Source organism: Rathayibacter rathayi (assembly GCF_004011095.1).
Lineage (GTDB): Bacteria > Actinomycetota > Actinomycetes > Actinomycetales > Microbacteriaceae > Rathayibacter > Rathayibacter rathayi.
This window is the reverse complement of the sequence record NZ_CP028129.1, coordinates 696,530-712,883: the sequence shown is the minus strand read 5'-3', so window position 1 is coordinate 712,883 and position 16,354 is coordinate 696,530. Positions and strand designations below refer to the sequence as shown.

Genomic DNA, 16,354 nt, shown 5'->3' with positions numbered 1-16,354 from the left:
GACCGAATCACCCGTCCGGATCGTGGTCGTCGACCGCCGCGTCGCCCCGGTGCAGGGCCGCGTGCAGCTGCCACTGCTCGAGCAGATGCTCGATCGCCGCGTGGAAGCGACGCGTCGACGTTCCCGGGGAGGTGTCGCCGAAGTAGCGGCGCACCCAGCGGTTCAGCCGCTCGGCCGCTTCCGGATCAGCTCGGCGCTGTCGACCCGCGAGACGATCGCCGCGGAGTCCTCCGCGTGCAGCCACTCCGCATCACCCAGGTAGCCGCTCTCGTCCACCTCGGCCTGGGGGCTCGCCGGGCGGGTGACCAGCAGCGGCCGACCGGTGGCGAGCCGGTCGTACACCATCGCCGAGACGTCCACGATCGCGAGGTCGGCGGCGGCGAGCTGCCAGCCCAGTTCGGCGCCCGTGTCGTGCACCTGGCCGGCGTGTGGATCGGCGGCGTTGGCGGCGGCGATCATCGCGATGATCGCGCGGTCCGCCGCTGCGTACTCGACGTCCACCGCCCCGCTGCGCGGGTGCGGGCGGTAGACGAGCCGGAACCGGGGATCAGCCAGCAGGCCCCGCACAAGCGCGACGCCGTGGCTGCGGATCGAGCCGTAGCCGGCGGGCGCCCGATCGCGAGGGCGCGCTTGTCGACGTCGTAGTCCCAGAGCACCCGGTGCAGCCGGGCGAGCGCGGCGTCCCCGGCGATCAGGCTGTAGTCGTACGCCTTGAACTGGTTTGTCGTCATGTACATCTTGTCGCTCTCGCCGTGGTTGACGAAGACGTGCCAGCGGCGCCCGTAGCGCATCATCTGGAAGTTGCGGGCGTTCTGGTTCACGTAGAGCACGATCCGTAGCGGCTGGCTCGCGATGGTGCTCTCGAGGTCGGCGACCGAGCGGACGTAGGCGACCGGCACCGGGCTCTCGCGCAGTAGCACCTCGGCCGCGCTCGCGTTGCGGCTGAGCAGCACCACCGGATGCGTCTGCGCCAGCTGGGCGAGCGGCCGGTACCACTGCCGCAGCTGGTACAGGTTGAGGTCGCCGTCGGCGAAGTAGACGCCGATCTCGAAGCGGCCCTCCGGCAGCGGGCCGCGTTCGCCGAGCAGGCGGGCTACCTCGCGGCGGGCACGGCGGGCCGCGAGCAGCTCACCGCCGACCTTGCGCGCGAGTCGCGCGTCGGTGCGCAGGCGGGCGAGCAGGGCGTGGGGAGCGGGAGTCATCCGCTCCAGGGTACCGGCGACCACCCCCGGACCGGGGGCACCACCGACGTTGGATTAGGCGGCGGACACCCGCAGCCAGACGAACTGCAACGGAGCAAGCCGGAAGCCCTCGCGGAGGTCGACCGCAATCTCGGTGACCAGGTCGACCGCGTTCGCCGCGAAGGCGCCGAAGCGCGCGGCCGCCACCTCCTGCACCTCGTCCGACACATTGGCGAGCACGAGCACCGCCTCCCCGTCGCCGGGGCGCTGATAGCCCAGCACCTGGTCGTTCACCGGGTCGAAGACGCGCAGCTCGGTGCCGGCGAACAGCGCAGTGGCCTTGCGCACGGCGATCAGGTGCAGCAGCCCCCCAAAGACCTCACTCGCGGCGGTGCCCGGCAACTCCCGCTCGTCGTAGCGCTCCGCGGGGCGGCGCGGCCGGTTCACCCAGCGCGAGTCGCCGGCCGTCGTCGGATCGTCCAGGTACGCGTGGTCGTTGAGCTGGGCGACCTCGTCGCCGAGATAGAGCAGCGGCAGCCCACCGGTGCTCAGCGCAATCGAGTGCGCGAGCAGCACTCGGTCGATGCCGTAGGGATCGCCGGCCTCGACGCCCGCGAGCGAGGCGGTCGTTCCCGAGACGCGGCGGTCGCCGGTGCGCGGGTTCTCCTGGAACGGCACTCCCCGGGCGAACGTACCGTCGAAGCGGCCGGTGTAGAAGTCGTTGAGGAAGCGGCGGTGACCGGTCGCGTCAATGCCCAGCTCTGCCGCGTCCTCGTCGGCGAAAGTCCAGCCGATGTCGTCGTGCCCGCGGACATAGTTCACCCAGGCCGTGCCTTCCGGCAGCGCGTGTCGGCGCTCCAGCGCCTGCGCGAGGAGGCGGACATCGCGGGTGGCGAGCGCCTCCCAGGTGAGCGCCATTTGCAGCGGGTTGTACGAGAGCTGGCACTCCTGGACGTCGACATACTCGATCACCTCGTCGGGGTGCACGATCGCCTCGGACTTGAACAGCAGCGCCGGAGCGGCCAGTCGGCAGACCTCGTTGAACGCGCGCAGCAGCAGGTGCGCCTCCGGCTGCGACTCGCAGCTCGTGCCGAGCTCCTTCCAGATGAAGGCGACCGCGTCCATCCGCAGGGCGTCGACGCCCTGATTGGCGAGGAAGAGCATCTCGCCAGTCATGGCACGGAAGACCTCGGGATTGGCGTAGTTGAGGTCCCACTGGTAGCGGTGGAAGGTTGTCCAGACCCAGCGGCCGTCCTCCAGCTGGACGAAGGAGCCGGGGTGGTCATCGGGGAAGATCTCGCGCGTGGTGAGCTCGAATGCGTCGGGCTCCCTCCGGTCGGGGTAGATCCAGTAGTAGTCCTCGAAGCGCTGCTCGCCGGCGAGAGCCCGCTGCGCCCAGTCGTGCTCGTTCGAGGTGTGGTTGAAGACGAAGTCGACCACGAGCGCGATGCCGTGCTCGTGCAGCTCCGAGGCGAGGCTGCGCAGCTGCTCCATGCCGCCCAGGTCCGGGCGCACGCGCCGATAGCTCGAGACCGCGTAGCCGCCGTCCGACTCCCCCTCCGGGGCGTCGAACAGCGGCATCAGGTGCAGGTAGTTCAGCCCGATCTCGCGGAAGTACGGGATCTCGGCGCGCAGACCCTCGAGGTCGCCGGCGAAGCGGTCGACGTAGCACACGCCTCCGAGGGCCTTGTTCGAGAGGAACCAGGTCGGGTGCTGCTCCCGAGCGCGGTCGAGTGCGCGCAGCTCCTCGGGCCGCTCCTCCCACGAGGCGGCGGCGAGCTCGACGATCGCGACAAGCTGATCGACGAGGTCGGCGCGGCCGGCGTACACCGTGGACAGCAGCTCCACGAGTCGCGGGAGGTGCGCGTCGAGGCGCTCGGCGAACTCGTCGTCGACGGCGCCGAGGCGCTCGCGGACCGTCGCGAGGAGGTGCGGTGCGGCGGGGGTGGACTCCTCCTCAACGCGCTCGGGCGGGGAGAGCTGGGTCGAATCGAACACCGTCGTCCTTTCGGGGGCCCCGGCGGGGGCGGATTCCCCGATGCTAGACGATCGGCGGGCGCCCGGCGACCGCCATCCGGAGCACCGTGCGGGCCGAGAGGACGCGGCGGCCTCCCGGATCGCAGCGCCAGCCCTCCCTCCAGCCGGCGAACCAGGCTCGCCGGGCGTCCGGGTCGGTGCGCCAGCGGAGGCACTGGATCGCGCTCCACGAGGCCACGTAGGCGACCGCAAGAGGTGCGGTGAGGTTCCGCCGCGCGAGCCAGACGCGGTTGCGAGCATTCAGCCGGTAGTAGTCGGCGTGGCGGGTCGGCTGGATCACCGGGTGCTGCGCCACCAGCTCGCCCGCGTACCAGGCGGTGCGACCGGTGTCCCACACCCGCCAGGCCAGCTCGATGCCCTCGTGGGCGTAGAAGAAGGGAGCGGCTCAGCCGCCCGCCCGCGTGAATACGTCGCGGCGCAGCACGACCGCTCCCTCCCAGACCGAGAAGATCGGGCCGGAGCGGCGCGGGTCGCCCTTGAGGATGCGTGGGATCCACCGCCGCGGGCTCGGCGAGCCGTCGGTGCTGTCGACCCGGGGCTGCACCAGCCCGATGCGGCGGTTCGAGCCGAGCAGCGCGACCGCGTCGACGAGGAAGCGGGGGACAACACCCGGGCATCGTCATCGAGGAAGAACAGGTAGTCCCCCGCGACGGCGTCCACGCCCGCGTTTCGGCCGGCGGGGATGCCGAGGTTCTCGGGGAGCGCGACCGCGCGGACCGTGTCGGGCAGGCCGTCCGGCTCCCAGCCGTTGCCGACGCAGACGACGTCGAGCGTGACCCCCTCCTGCGCGAGAACGCTCGCGAGGCCGGCAGCGAGGTCGTCGGGCCGGGTTCCCTGAGTGAGGACGACGACGCCGACCCGCGGCTCAGGAGCGGACAGCTTCGAGGCCATGATCGCGACGAAGTGGCCCACCAGCGCGAGGACGGCGAGCGGGAGTAGCGCCCCCACGAGCACCCGGTCGGCGGTGCCCGCACCGACCACGAGGCCGACCAGCGCAGCCGCGAAGGCCAGCATCGTCAGCTCGACGGAGTGGTAGAGGCGGTGGAACGGTATGAAGCGCGCCGCACGGCGCAGGCGCGCGAGACCCGACGAGGACGGGACGGCCTCGCCCTTCGTGTCGGCCAGCTTCGTCAGGCCGGCGTTCGCGCGGGCCACATGCACCAGGTCGTTCAGCGCCTTGTTCAGCACGATCACCAGGGCCAGCGCGAGGCCGAGCGGGGTCCACAGGAAATCCGCCGGCGCGTCGAAGGGGGTACCGGCCGCCCGCACCCCCAGAGCGATCGGGATCAGCGCTTCCGTCGTGTAATGCCCGACCTTGTCCAGGAACACACCCGCCGGCGACGACGTGCGGCGCCAGCGCGCGACCTCACCGTCGCAGCAGTCCACCAGCATCTGTAGCTGACCCAGGAGGAGCGCCAGCGCGGCCCCGCCGACGCCCGGGATCAGCAGCGCGGCCGCTGCGCTCCAGCCCATCAGGATCATCAGACCGGTGACGCCGTTCGCCGAGATCGAGGTCGTCAGCAGCAGCCAGGTCAGGTACGGCGAGAAGCGGCGCAGATAGAGCGAGGCGGTCCAGTGCTCGGCGTTGCGACGCCCGCGCACCTCCGGAGGTTGCGCGACGGTGCGCAGCTCGGCGAGGGAGCGGGGTCTCGGCGTCGTGGTCATGCGCCCCTCGGCGAGTCGGACCGCGGCTGGTGCGGTGAGTGGAAATGGTGCTGGTCAGCCCGGCGAAGCCGAGCACGAAGCCCGTCCCCCAGGCCAGGTGGACCGCCGGGATGACCACGGCGAACCACGGCATCGCACGCGCACCGTCCCGCCGCGCGATCGCGAGCGTCGCGGCGGCCACCAGGAGGAGATACCCGGCCGGTACCGCGAAGCCGAGCAGAAGCCAGGGCGCGGCTCCCCCGAGTGTCTGCACGACTCCAGCCAGCCCGGCCAGGAGCCCGACCCCGAGCAGCATCACGAGCAGCATCACGAGCAGGGGCGGAGCGACGTACCGCAGCGAGCGTGACGCGGGGAACATCCGCGTGAGTTCCCCGCGCCACATCCCCGTCGAGAGGAACTGCCGCAGCAGGGCGAGCATCGACGGCCGGGGGCGGTAGGTGACGCTGAGCCGCGGAGTGAACCAGACCACGTCACCGTGCTCGCGCAGCCGCCGGTTCAGCTCCCAGTCCTGCCCGCGCTTGAAGCGCTCGTCGAACAGGCCCACGCGCTCCAGGGCCGAGCGGCGGAAGACGCCGAGGTACACCGTGTCGGCCGGGCCCTCCTCGCCGCCCACCTGGTGCGGCGTGCCGCCCAGACCGATCCGCGAGCCGTACGCGCGGGCGACGGCGCACTGGAACGCAGTGAGCCCCTCCGCCGCCATCACCCCGCCAACGTTGGCCGCTCCGGAGCGCCGTAGCACGTCGACGGCCGTTCGCGAGTAGTCGGGCGGCAGGACGGAGTGCGCGTCGACTCGCACGACGACCGGGTGACGTGATGCGCGGATTGCCGCATTCAGGCCCGCCGGAGTGGAGCCGGCCTCGTTCGGCACGACGCTGATCCGCGGATCGGCCGTGCTCAGCTCGGCGACGAGCTCCTCTGTGCCGTCGATGCTCGGGGCGAGGACGATGTCGAAGGGCCCGGTGTAGTCCTGGTGCAGCAGCGAATCGACCGCGGCGCGAACGTGAGTCACGTCGTTGAGCACGGGCATCACGTAGGAGACGCCGGGCAGATCGGAGAGGTCGTCCGTCGGGATCTCGGGCTGCATGGGTCCAGTCGTGCGGGAGGAGCGCGGTCGCAGGGATCCACCACACTATCAGCGGGGCGCGCCCGGCCCCCGGGGCGCTGGGACCTTGCTTGCGGCTCCGGAGACGCTCCCGGCGGGCGAAGATGCACCGGCCGCGACGCCCGAACGCACGGTAGGTCTTCGCCTCAGCGCCGCAGCGTCGAGAACAGCACGAGGTCGTGCCACGCTCCATCGCGCCACTGTGCACGGCGGAGCACGCCCTCCTCCTCGAAGCCGGCCTGCTCCAGCGCTCGTCGCTCCGCTCGATTGTCGACATCCGTGTACGCCTGGATCCGTTCGGCCCTCGTGCCGGCGAAGAGGTACTCGACGAGGAGCCGCTGTGCCAGTGAACCGATTCCCTGCCCTCGCCGGGAGGCGTCGATGCCGGTCTGATCGGGCGTCGAGAGCCCCTCCTCCAGCCTGCGGACATCCTCCTGCGTCATCGGAGCGAGCGAGACGGAGCCCGGATCCATGCGCGTGATCGCTGATTCTTCCTGCCGCCGGCGCGTCGAGCGAATCTGCGCCCGAGGCCGCGCCCCGCGCAACCGGGCCGCGTCTTCAACGGTCGGCGTCGCAACCAGCCCGGCCCGCGCACGCGCAACAGCCCCCGAGGACGGATCCTCGGGGGCTGCGGATGGTGCTGCGGCTCAGCTGGCGGCCATCTGGCCCAGCGTCGCCTTCGCCTGATAGCTCTGGCCGCTGCGAGTGTAGGTCAGCTCGACCTCGGAGTTCGCGGCCTGCGCGCGGACCTGCGCGGTAAGGTCCGACGCGCTCGTGATCGGGGTGCCACCGATCGCAGTGACGATGTCGCCCTTGGCCAGGCCGGCCGCCTGCGCGGCGCCACCGCCCGAGACGTCCTCGATGCGCGCGCCGAGCACAGCCGCCGTGGAGTCGGAGACGCTCGCGCCGAGCAGGCCGTGCGAGGCCGAGCCGTTGGCGATGATCTCCTTCGCGATGCGCTGGGCGACCGCGCTGGGGATCGCGAAGCCGACTCCGATGTTGCCGGACTGGCCGCTCGAGGAGGACTGGCCTGCGCTTGCGATCGCGACGTTCACGCCGATGAGTTCGCCGTCGCTGTTGAGCAACGCACCACCGGAATTGCCCGGGTTGATGGCCGCGTCCGTCTGGATGACGGGGAGCGAGATCGTGCTCTTGGCCTGAGTGGGCTGCTGCTGGCCCGGGATGTCGAAGTTGAACGGGCGCTCGGTGCCGCCGCTCGAGCTGTCGCCCGACTGCTCCGGAGCGGCCGAGGAGGCGACCTGGATGCTGCGGCTCAGCGCGCTGACGATGCCGTCGGTCACGGTGCCGGAGAGTCCGAGCGGAGCGCCGATGGCAACGGCCGTATCGCCGACGTTGATCGTGCTCGAATCCGCGAAGGTCATCGGGCTGAGGTCGGTCGCACCGTTCAGCTTGATGACGGCGAGATCCAGCGTCGGGTCGGTGCCCACGACGGTCGCGGTGAAGATCCGGCCGTCGCTGGCGGTGACCGAGACGGTGCCGTTGGCGATCTCACCGTCGAGCGTGACGACGTGCGTGTTGGTGAGGACGTAGCCGTCCTTCGAGAGCACGATGCCGGAGCCGGTGCCGGCGGAGGAGCTGCCGCTCACCGCGATGGTGACGACACTCGGAGTCGCTTTGGCGGCGACCGCCGCGGCGGTCGTCGCGTCGTCAGCGTTGTTGACCGTGATCGTCTGCGGGCCGCCGGAAGAGACTACGCGGGTGGCCGAGCCGTTGGAGGCGGACCAGAGGCCGAACACGCCGGCTCCGGCGACTCCACCGACGACCGCGCCGATGGCGAGCGCCGCGACGACGCCCACTCCGGCCCGGCGCTTCGTGGCAGTGGCTGCGGGCGTGTACTCGGCACCGGGCCCAAAGGAACTCGAGATGGACGGCTCCTCGGAGCCGTGCAGGGTATGTGCTGCGGGCGGCGCGAACTCACCGTAGCGAGCGGCCTGCGAGACGGGCTGCGCCTCATTCCCCGCCGTCGCGTTCGGCGTGTACGGCGGCTGCGGGGCGGAGGCGGAGGAGGAGGGGTACGGGACGGTCGTGTTCTCACCCTCGCGGTGCGCTGCACCCGGGTGGATCGGCTCGGTGGGCCCGGTGGACGCTCCGGAACTCTCGCCGTGGATGCGCTCGGTCGCCTCTCGGGCGCCGGACTCCGTCGGCATGGTGGGTTCCTCCGGCTGACGAGGACCCTCGTGACTCTCGGTCATGGGTGCTGCTCCTTCCAAGCGAGGTTAGCTTGGCGATTATACCTGGGGGTTTCTTATGACCAGCCTGCGAGCGGGAAATGAAGTCGGTGATGCCGCCCGGGCGGGCACACTGGAGGCGTGAGCATTCCCGGATCCTGGACCCGTGCCGCCGCAGGAGCAGGCCTTCTCGGCCCCCGCGGCGAGGTCGCCGCCACCGTCTTCAGCGAGATGAGCGCCCTCGCCCTGCGTACGGGGGCGGTGAACCTCGGTCAGGGCTTCCCGGACGAGGACGGTCCGCGCGAGATCCTCGACGCGGCTCGCGACGCCATTGCGTCCGGACTCAACCAGTACCCGCCGGGGCCGGGCTTCCCCGTCCTGCGCGAGGCGATCGCCGCGCACCAGCTGCGGTTCCGCGGGATCTCCCTCGACCCCGACGGCGAAGTCCTGGTCACCACGGGCGCGACCGAGGCCCTCGCCGCCTCACTTCTGGCCTTGCTCGAACCGGGCGACGAGGTGGTCACCTTCACCCCGCACTACGACGCCTACGGCGCGCTGATCGCTCTCGCCGGCGGGGTCCACCGCACCGTACTCCTGCGCGGCCCCTCCTTCACGCTCGACCACGACGAGCTGATCGCGGCCGTGACCGACCGGACCCGCGTCATCCTGGTGAACGACCCGCACAACCCGACCGGAGCCGTCCTCCCGGCCGAGACCCGCGAGCTGATCGTGCGGCTCGCCGAGCGGCACGACGCCGTGATCGTGACGGACGAGGTCTACGAGCACCTGCGCTTCGACACCCCGCACGTCCCGCTCGCGACGCTCCCCGGGGCCTTCGAGCGGACGCTCTCGATCTCCTCCGCGGGCAAGACCTTCAGCACGACGGGCTGGAAGATCGGCTGGGTGACCGGCCCGCGCGAGCTCATCACGGCCGTGCTCGCGGTGAAGCAGTTCCTCACCTACGTCAGCGGTTCGCCGTTCCAGGGGGCCGTGGCCCTGGGGCTCGGGCTCCCCGACTCCTTCTTCACCGGGGTCGCGCAGACCCTCTCGGCTAAGAAGGACCTGCTGTCGGCGGGCCTGGCCACTGCGGGCTTCGGAGTCGCGGGGTCCTCGGGCGGCTACTTCGTCGTCGCGGACGCCGCTCCGCTGGGCTACGACGACGGCGTCGCGCTCTGCCGGGCACTCCCGGGGCTCGCCGGAGTGGTGGCCGTTCCAGTGTCGGCGTTCTGCCGACCCGAGGAGGCCGCTGCGTACCGCTCGCTCGTGCGCTTCGCGTTCTGCAAGCGATTCGAGGTGCTGGAGGCGGCTGTCGCCGGCCTGGCGCGAATGGGGCGCTGAAGCCCGAAAGGCACCGGTGGCGGATCAGAGCGGCTGCACTCGGAAGCGTCGGAGCGACAGCGCGGGGTTCTTCTCGCGCGCCGCGTCGATCCGCTCGCGCGAGACCCAGGCGACCGCCACGTCCTCGACCTCGCCGAGGGTCGCGATCTCGACGCCCATCGGATCGACGACCATGCTCGCGCCGACCCCGATCGGCGGCGTCTGGTCGGCCGCGACGAGATACACCGTGTTCTCGAGGGCGCGCGCGGTGACCAGCGTCCGCCAGTGCGCCTCCTTGAGCGGGCCGCGCACCCACTCGGCCGGCGCCGCGATCACGTCGACTCCGGCGTCCACCAGCCAGCGGCTCACCTCGGGGAAGCGCAGGTCGTAGCAGGTCTGCAGCCCGACGAGGAGGCCGCCGACGTCGAAGGTCTCGGGCGCCGCGATCTCACCGGGCACGACCCACCCCGACTCCGTCTGCCCGAACGCATCGTAGAGATGCAGCTTGCGGTAGCGGGCGACGAGGGCGCCCTCGGGGTCGACGGCGACCAGGGTATTGGCGATGCGGCGGCCATCGACGGCTTCGACCATGCCCGCCACCAGATGGATCCGGAGCTCGCGGGCGAGAGCCGCGAGACCCTGCACGAACGCTCCATCGAGGCTCTCACCGGCCGCGACCAGCTCGGGGCCTAGCGGATCAGTGAAGGCGGAGCTGTACTCCGGCAGCACCACCAGGCTCGCGCCGCGCGCGACGGCCACCCGGGCCAGCCGCCCGATGACGGCGAGATTGGCCTCGCGGTCGGAAGTCGGGGCGAACTGCGCGACGGCCATGCCGACGGCGCCGGGCATCAACTCGGCGGGTAGAGGAACAGCGCGACCTGCGAGGCGGGGATGGTGCGCTTGTGGTATGCGTGGTCGTTACCCCAGTTGTACTCCTCGAGTGAGACCGAGCCGTCGGAGTTGACCGCCTGAACGTAGGCGACGTGGTTGCCGGTGAACCAGGCGACCGCTCCCGGGACGGGCGTGCTGCTGGTCACCCAGCCGTGCGAGGCCCACTGGCCGGCCCATGCATATGCGCTGCCACCGCCCGGGGTCAGGTTGCCCCAGGTCCACTTGAAGGGTGCGCCCGTCGAGCCCTGGTCGCGGTTGATCCGCCAGGCGACGAAGTCGACGCACTCGCGGTAGTAGTACCGCAGCGGCGAGAGGCCACCGCCCTGGCTGTCGGTGAGCTGGTTGCGCCAGGGGTAGTCGTCGCCCTCCTCGCGCGGGGTGACCGAGGTGCTGGAGCCGCCACTGCCCGCGGCGGTGCTGGAGCCGCCCCCGGTGGTGGCCGCCGTGCCGGCCGCGGCCTGCGCCTCCCGAGCGAGGCGGGCGGTCTCGGCGTCGCGCGCGGCCTGCTCCGCCGCGGCGAGCGCGCGCGCCTGAGCGGCGGCCTCGTCGAGCTGAGCCTGGGTCGGCGCGGTGAAGGAGTCGCGGATCACCTGCTCCTGCAGCGCAGTCGGCGCGACAGTGAGCTTCTGATTGCCGAGCGCCTGCACGCGGGCGGCCGCTTCGACGGCGACCTGCGAATCGGGCGCCGGGGTGAACGAGTAGGCGGGGAGCGCCGAGACGGCGACCAGTCCGGCGATCGCGGCGAGGGCGACGGTGCTGACCGTGCTGCGGAAGACGCGGCCGCGGCGGCGCCGGGCAGGACGGATCGGGGTGAGCACCGGAGTGGCGACCCGTGCCGCGGGGAGCGCGTGCGGCGCCTGCCGTAGGCTCCGGCGGGTCGGTTGAGCGCCGACTCCCTCGTTCGAGCCGTCGACCCCGTGTTCATCCCTCACAGCAACACCCCTCGCATCGCGATCGAGCCTAACGCGGTGGGTCGCTTCGACACACCCGATGGCACGGTGCAGTGCGCTGCGTGCGCTCGTCTGTCGCGAGGCGGTGAGGCAACGGCGCGGTCAGCGGTTTCTTGGATCCGGCAGTGACGCGCGCGCTCGACGGGAGTAGCGTCCGGGGCGGAGCGGACGCGATGGGGCGGCCGCGGGACGGGGGACGGCGATGATCCGGAGCGAGCGGGCATTCAGCGGCTTCAGCGTGGACGATGTGGCGGCTGCCCGGGCCTTCTACGGCGGAGTGCTCGGGCTCGAGGTCGAGGTGAACGCGATGGGGATCCTGCAGATCGAGCTGCCGGGCGGCGGGCGGGCGATCGCGTATCCGAAGCCGGATCACGAGCCGGCGTCGTTCACGATCCTGAACTTCTCGGTCGAGGACATCGACGCCGCGGTCGCCGAGCTGAACGCGGCGGGCGTCGTCACGGCGATCTACGACGATCCGTCGCTGCCGACCGATGCGACGGGGGTCATGCGCGGCCACGGGCCGACCATCTGCTGGTTCCGCGATCCGGCCGGCAACATCCTCAGCGTGATCGAGGGCGGATGATATCGGCGCCCCTCAGGCCCGTACGGCGCGAGCGGGGTCGATCGACGCGGCCCGCAGCGCTGGAGCCACCGACGCGAGCGTCCCGGTGAGCAGGCCCGCGACGGTCCCGAGCAAGGGTGCGGAGGAGGAGAGTACGGGTTCCCAGCCGTGACCAGCGCTGACGAGCAGCACCGTCAGGAGACCGCTCGCCGCCCCGGCCGCTCCACATCCTCCAGCTGCTGATCTGGTCATTCAGATTGTGCGGATCACCATCGCAGTGTCGAGTGGGGAGAAAGTGGTCGAACGACCGCGCCGGGAGAAACATGGTGCACCCGTGACAGCGCTCGTCAGAGTAGACGTTCGTGGGGTATTTGTTCGTGGCCACGCTGGACGCCTGATCGTTCCACCAGTCGCCGCGGAGGGTCCGCCGGTTCGGATCCTGCTGGGTCATCTTTCCGCCGAAGTTGTCGTGTTCGAACAGGCAGACGGAGACGCAGCCGTCCGAGAAAGTTCCGCAGAAGTGACATGCGGGCGGCGGCGCTGGCGCGAGACGCAGAGTCGCCCCGCGGCGGAGCGGAGGTATCGCAGCCCGAGCGGGAGCGCGGGCGCGGCACAGACGGCAGCACAGACGCGAGCACAGACGCGAGCGCCGTTAACGACGAAAGCCGGCCCCTCTCGGGACCGGCTTTCACCTTCTTGTTGCGGGGGCAGGATTTGAACCTACGACCTCTGGGTTATGAGCCCAGCGAGCTACCGAACTGCTCCACCCCGCGGCACAAGAGGAGACGTTACACGGGTTGCAGAGCGGGTGCAAATCGACGGAGTGCCGAATCGGGACTGCGGCGTCAGGCGGGCTTGGCGGCGCGCAGGACGGTACCTTCGCCGACGCTGAGGCCAACGGCGGAGAGTGCCGACGCGAGGTCCTCGGACGAGCGGCTCCATGTGCGCACCCCCGCCGCACCGGCTGAAGCGGCGGACGCACGGCCGACGAGGACCGTGCCGCCCGGCGTGACGAACCACTCCATGAGCCGCGCCCACTCCTTGAGGTCGGGGAGCCACGAGACGACGCCGGCGCTGCACAGCACGACGTCGAAGGAGTCCGGCTCGGGCAGCATGTGCCTCAGCTCGTAGAGGTTCGTGCCGACGAAGCGAGCGGAGCCGGCGAGGCCGCGCTCGGCTGCGGCAGCCCGGGCCCGCCGAACGGCGGGCATCGAGAAGTCGACGCCGATCACCTGAGCGCCGCCTTCCGCGAGCGCGAGCGCGTCGAGCCCGTCTCCCGAGCCGAGCTGCAGGATCCGGGGCTGGCCAGCGCCCAGCGCCGCGGCGACGAGCTCCGGGTGGAGCGCACCCTCGCCGGTGCGCCCCTCCCAGTACGTGCGGTTCAGCTCGAGCCACTCCCCCGAGCGGAGGTGCTCGCCGCGGTCGACCTGCACCATGCCTGCTACTGGCCGCCCTCAGCCTGCAGCGCCCGCGAGAGCGCCTCGGTCAGCCGCTCGTCGGCCGCCGCGAACGCGGTGAGGTCGCCCGCCTTGAGGGCTGTCGCGCGAGCGGTGAGGGCGTCGCGCGCATCGTTCAACGCCTGCTGGAGCGCCGTCTGATCGCCGGTCGCGGTGCCCGTGCCGCCGGTGTCACCGCCCGAGGCCGTGCCCGGGTCCGGAGTCGTCGGCGTGCCGGTGTCGCCCGCGTCCGCTCCCGAGTCGCCGCCGAAGAGGCTGTCGAGGGCCGCATCGAGGGTGTCCTCGAAGGCGATGTCGTCACCGAACGCGACCAGCACCTTCTGCAGCAGCGGGAAGCTCGTGTCGCCGTTGGAGCGCACGTAGATCGGCTGGACGTAGAGCAGACCGCCGCCGACCGGCAGGGTGAGCAGGTTGCCCCTCGTCACGGTCGTGTCGCCGCGCGAGAGGATGTTCAGCTCGTTCGCGACGGTCGGATCCGTGGTGAATGCGTTCTGCACCTGGCCGGGGCCGGGAACCGTGTCGTCCTTCGGCAGCTCGAGCAGGCGGAGGGTGCCGTAGCCGTCGGCCACGGAGCCCGCCGTCGAGCCGGCGTCGGAGTCGGCCACGAGGTAGCCGGTCAGCACGTTGCGGCTGGCCTGCGCGCCCTGGACGCTCGCGGGGATGTAGGTCGAATACAGCGAGTACGACGGGACGTCCTGATCCGGTGTTTGCAGCGTCAGGTAATACGGCGGCTGCAGGCTGGTGCCGGTCGCGGCGGACGCGGTCGCGGCTCCGCTGGTGGGGTCGTTCGGCGTCGCCCAGGCGTCCTCGCGGGAGTAGAACGATCCCGCGTCGGTGACGTGGTAGGTGCCGAGGACCGCGCGCTGGACCTTGAACAGGTCCTCCGGGTAGCGGACGTGGCTGAGCAGCTGGGCGGACATGTCGCTCACCGGCTTGACCGTGGCCGGGAAGATCTTCTCCCAGGTCTGCAGGATCGGATCCTTGGTGTCCCAGGCGTAGAGCGTGACCTTGCCGTCGTACGCATCGACGGTGGCCTTCACCGCGTTGCGGATGTAGTTCACGTCGTCGGTCGGGAACTGCTGCTGCGTGCTCGTGTCGGCGATGGCCTGCGAGAGGCTCTGCACCTCCGAATACGGATAGTCGGCCGAGGTCGTGTACCCGTCGACGACCCACACCACGCGGCCGTCGACGACGGTCGGGTAGGCGTCGGAGTCGAGCTTGAGGTAGGGCGCCACCTTCTGCACGCGCTGCACGGGATCGCGGTCGTAAAGGATCTGCGAGTCATCGTTCACGCCGTCCGAGAGGAAGATCTGCTCCGACTGGAACTTGATGGCGTAGACGAGCTTCTTGAAGATGTTGTCGAGCGCGGGTCCGCCGTTGCCGTTGAAGGTCGTGTAGGTCTGCTGGGCGCCGTCGGTGCCCGAGGGGTAATCGAGTTCGATGTCGCGCGAGTCGTTGCCGCCGACGATCGAGTACGGCGGCGAGTTCTCGCCGAAGTAGACGCGGGGCTGGTAGTCGCCGAGGCTTCCGGTCGTCGGGACGCCGGACTCGATGAACACGGGCTCGCCGTCGGCGGAACGCTGGTTGCCGTATGCGGCGACCAAGCCGTAGCCGTGGGTGTAGACGAGCGTCTGGTTGTACCAGGTCTGGTTGGCGCCGAGGCCGTTGAGGTTCAGCTCGCGGACGCCGACGACGGCGTCCTGCGTCGATCCGCTGATCGAGTAACGGTCGACGTCGAGCGCATTCTGCGTGTCGCCGAACTTGTAGTACTGGCGGAACTGCTGCAGCTGCGAGAACGCATCGGTGACGACGGCGGGGTCGAGGATGCGGATGTTCGCGGTGGTCTCGGCGTCCGAGCGGAGGGCGCCCGGCTCGGCGTCGGTGGTCGCGTCATAGGGGATGACGTCGACGTCGCTCACCCCGTAGGCCTGGCGGGTCATGTCGATGTTGTTCTGGATGAACGGCTGCTCGAGTGTGCGCTCGTTCGGCTCGACCTGGAACTTCTGCACGATCCACGGATAGAGAGAGCCGACAAGCAGGCTCGACACGATCAGCAGCGCGGTGCCGATGACCGGGAAGCGCCAGCGGCCAATGAAGGCGGTGACGACGAAGAGGACCGCGACCAGGGCGGCGATACCGGCGAGGATCTGCAGACCCGGGATCGTCGCGTTGACAGTCGAGTAGGTGGCGCCGGTGATCCGCGGGCCCTGCTTCGCGAGCGTCGCATACTGGTCCACCCACAGGCTGACGGCCTGCACGGCCAGATAGAGGGCCGCAATGATCGCGAGCTGGATGCGCGAGGCCTTCGAGATGCGAATCTCGCGGCCGTTGATCCGGATCGCACCGTAGAGGTACCCGGTGGCGAGGGTCGCGAACGCCGAGATCAGCAGGACTGCCGACGCGAATCCGACGATGCTCTGGTAGAAGGGCAGCTCGAAGAGGTAGAACGACGTGTCGAGCCCGAACTGCGGGTCCGTCTGGCCCGAGGGCGTGCGGTTCCAGAAGGTGAGGCTCGTCTGCCAGCGGGTGGCGGAGGAGACGCCGGCGAAGAGACCGAGCACCGCGGGGATCCCCAGCATGGCCAGACGCCGCAACGGCTCCACGACCTGCTGGTAGCGGTCGATCTGCGAGTTGAGCTTCGCGTAGACCGGTCGGAGGCGGTACGCCAGCATCAGGCTGATGAATACCGGCACGGCCATCGCGACGAAGCCGATGACGAAAAGTCCGCCCGCCGCCGCCCACTGCGTCGTGAGCACAGAAAGGAAGCCGAGCTGGTCGTACCAGAGGATGTCGGTGTATAGACCGGCGAAGACGAAGAACGCCACCACCAGAACGGCCACCACCACGACAGTGACGGCGAGGACGCTCCGTCTCTTCCGCGGCGGGGTTTCGGTTGCTGTGGAACTCACGTAGGGGCCTCTTGCTGTCGAGATGTGAGGGGAGGCCCCCCATGCTAGGCGACGGGCGTCCGGCTCACCTGAGCGTCGACCGCGGGCTCGACAC

At 70.7% G+C, this 16,354-nt stretch carries 13 protein-coding genes, 1 tRNA gene and 4 pseudogenes; 2 read left to right on the top strand and 16 right to left on the bottom strand.

What is annotated here, in order from left to right:
* Positions 1-7: 7 nt before the first annotated feature.
* The 9 genes and pseudogenes from C1O28_RS15915 to C1O28_RS03540 all read right to left on the bottom strand — a co-directional run bounded on the left by C1O28_RS15915 (position 8) and on the right by C1O28_RS03540 (position 8,198).
* Entirely contained in the window at positions 8-154 is a 147-nt protein-coding gene (locus tag C1O28_RS15915) for a hypothetical protein (RefSeq protein WP_337189899.1), read from the bottom strand.
* Between the two features lie 8 nt (positions 155-162).
* Positions 163-501, bottom strand: a complete 339-nt coding sequence (locus C1O28_RS15910) for a hypothetical protein (RefSeq protein WP_337189898.1) — start codon at positions 499-501, stop codon at positions 163-165.
* Positions 456-1,202, bottom strand: a complete 747-nt coding sequence (locus tag C1O28_RS15905) for a hypothetical protein (protein ID WP_337189897.1) — start codon at positions 1,200-1,202, stop codon at positions 456-458. The genes C1O28_RS15910 and C1O28_RS15905 overlap by 46 nt, the downstream gene beginning before the upstream one ends.
* 54 nt (positions 1,203-1,256) lie before the next feature.
* Positions 1,257-3,179: an alpha-amylase family protein gene (locus tag C1O28_RS03565; RefSeq protein ID WP_097166560.1), complete on the bottom strand. Its 1,923-nt coding sequence runs from the start codon at positions 3,177-3,179 to the stop codon at positions 1,257-1,259.
* 43 nt (positions 3,180-3,222) lie between these two features.
* Positions 3,223-4,109 (bottom strand): annotated as a pseudogene (locus tag C1O28_RS15565) (glycosyltransferase family 2 protein).
* Positions 4,098-4,883 (bottom strand): annotated as a pseudogene (locus C1O28_RS15560) (CDP-alcohol phosphatidyltransferase family protein); the annotation flags it as partial. The pseudogenes C1O28_RS15565 and C1O28_RS15560, both read right to left, overlap by 12 nt.
* Before the next feature lie 412 nt (positions 4,884-5,295).
* Positions 5,296-5,967, bottom strand: a pseudogene (locus C1O28_RS15900) (glycosyltransferase); the annotation flags it as partial.
* A 164-nt stretch (positions 5,968-6,131) separates the two neighbouring features.
* Positions 6,132-6,458, bottom strand: a complete 327-nt coding sequence (locus C1O28_RS03545; RefSeq protein ID WP_097166563.1) for a GNAT family N-acetyltransferase — start codon at positions 6,456-6,458, stop codon at positions 6,132-6,134.
* A gap of 174 nt (positions 6,459-6,632) precedes the next feature.
* Positions 6,633-8,198, bottom strand: coding sequence for a S1C family serine protease (locus tag C1O28_RS03540; RefSeq protein ID WP_097166564.1), 1,566 nt, complete (start codon positions 8,196-8,198; stop codon positions 6,633-6,635).
* A gap of 117 nt (positions 8,199-8,315) precedes the next feature.
* Here C1O28_RS03540 and C1O28_RS03535 point away from each other — a divergent pair, with 117 nt between their 5' ends.
* The gene (locus C1O28_RS03535; RefSeq protein ID WP_097166565.1) at positions 8,316-9,512 is read left to right on the top strand and encodes an aminotransferase class I/II-fold pyridoxal phosphate-dependent enzyme; all 1,197 of its coding nucleotides are present in this window, start codon (positions 8,316-8,318) and stop codon (positions 9,510-9,512) included.
* Positions 9,513-9,536: 24 nt separating this feature from the next.
* On the opposite strand, the gene C1O28_RS03530 is transcribed toward C1O28_RS03535, so the two are convergent.
* Both C1O28_RS03530 and C1O28_RS03525 read right to left on the bottom strand, forming a co-directional pair.
* The gene (locus C1O28_RS03530) at positions 9,537-10,340 is read right to left on the bottom strand and encodes a carbon-nitrogen hydrolase family protein (protein ID WP_097166566.1); all 804 of its coding nucleotides are present in this window, start codon (positions 10,338-10,340) and stop codon (positions 9,537-9,539) included.
* Complete coding sequence (locus C1O28_RS03525; protein WP_097166567.1) at positions 10,340-11,314, bottom strand: CHAP domain-containing protein; 975 nt, start codon at positions 11,312-11,314, stop codon at positions 10,340-10,342. Before C1O28_RS03525 ends, C1O28_RS03530 begins: the two co-directional genes overlap by 1 nt.
* 220 nt (positions 11,315-11,534) lie before the next feature.
* On the opposite strand from C1O28_RS03525, the gene C1O28_RS03520 reads away from it, so the two are divergent.
* Positions 11,535-11,915: a VOC family protein gene (locus C1O28_RS03520; RefSeq protein WP_097166568.1), complete on the top strand. Its 381-nt coding sequence runs from the start codon at positions 11,535-11,537 to the stop codon at positions 11,913-11,915.
* Between the two features lie 12 nt (positions 11,916-11,927).
* On the opposite strand, the gene C1O28_RS15555 is transcribed toward C1O28_RS03520, so the two are convergent.
* The 5 genes and pseudogenes from C1O28_RS15555 to C1O28_RS03500 form a co-directional block, all read right to left on the bottom strand.
* Positions 11,928-12,146, bottom strand: coding sequence for a hypothetical protein (locus C1O28_RS15555; RefSeq protein ID WP_237398034.1), 219 nt, complete (start codon positions 12,144-12,146; stop codon positions 11,928-11,930).
* A 79-nt stretch (positions 12,147-12,225) separates the two neighbouring features.
* Positions 12,226-12,375: pseudogene (locus C1O28_RS16040) on the bottom strand (peptidase inhibitor family I36 protein); the annotation flags it as partial.
* A gap of 218 nt (positions 12,376-12,593) precedes the next feature.
* A tRNA-Met gene (locus C1O28_RS03510) sits at positions 12,594-12,667 on the bottom strand.
* A gap of 72 nt (positions 12,668-12,739) precedes the next feature.
* Positions 12,740-13,330: a class I SAM-dependent methyltransferase gene (locus C1O28_RS03505; RefSeq protein ID WP_097166570.1), complete on the bottom strand. Its 591-nt coding sequence runs from the start codon at positions 13,328-13,330 to the stop codon at positions 12,740-12,742.
* Positions 13,331-13,335: 5 nt separating this feature from the next.
* Complete coding sequence (locus tag C1O28_RS03500; RefSeq protein ID WP_181025732.1) at positions 13,336-16,260, bottom strand: UPF0182 family membrane protein; 2,925 nt, start codon at positions 16,258-16,260, stop codon at positions 13,336-13,338.
* Between the last annotated feature and the right edge of the window lie 94 nt (positions 16,261-16,354).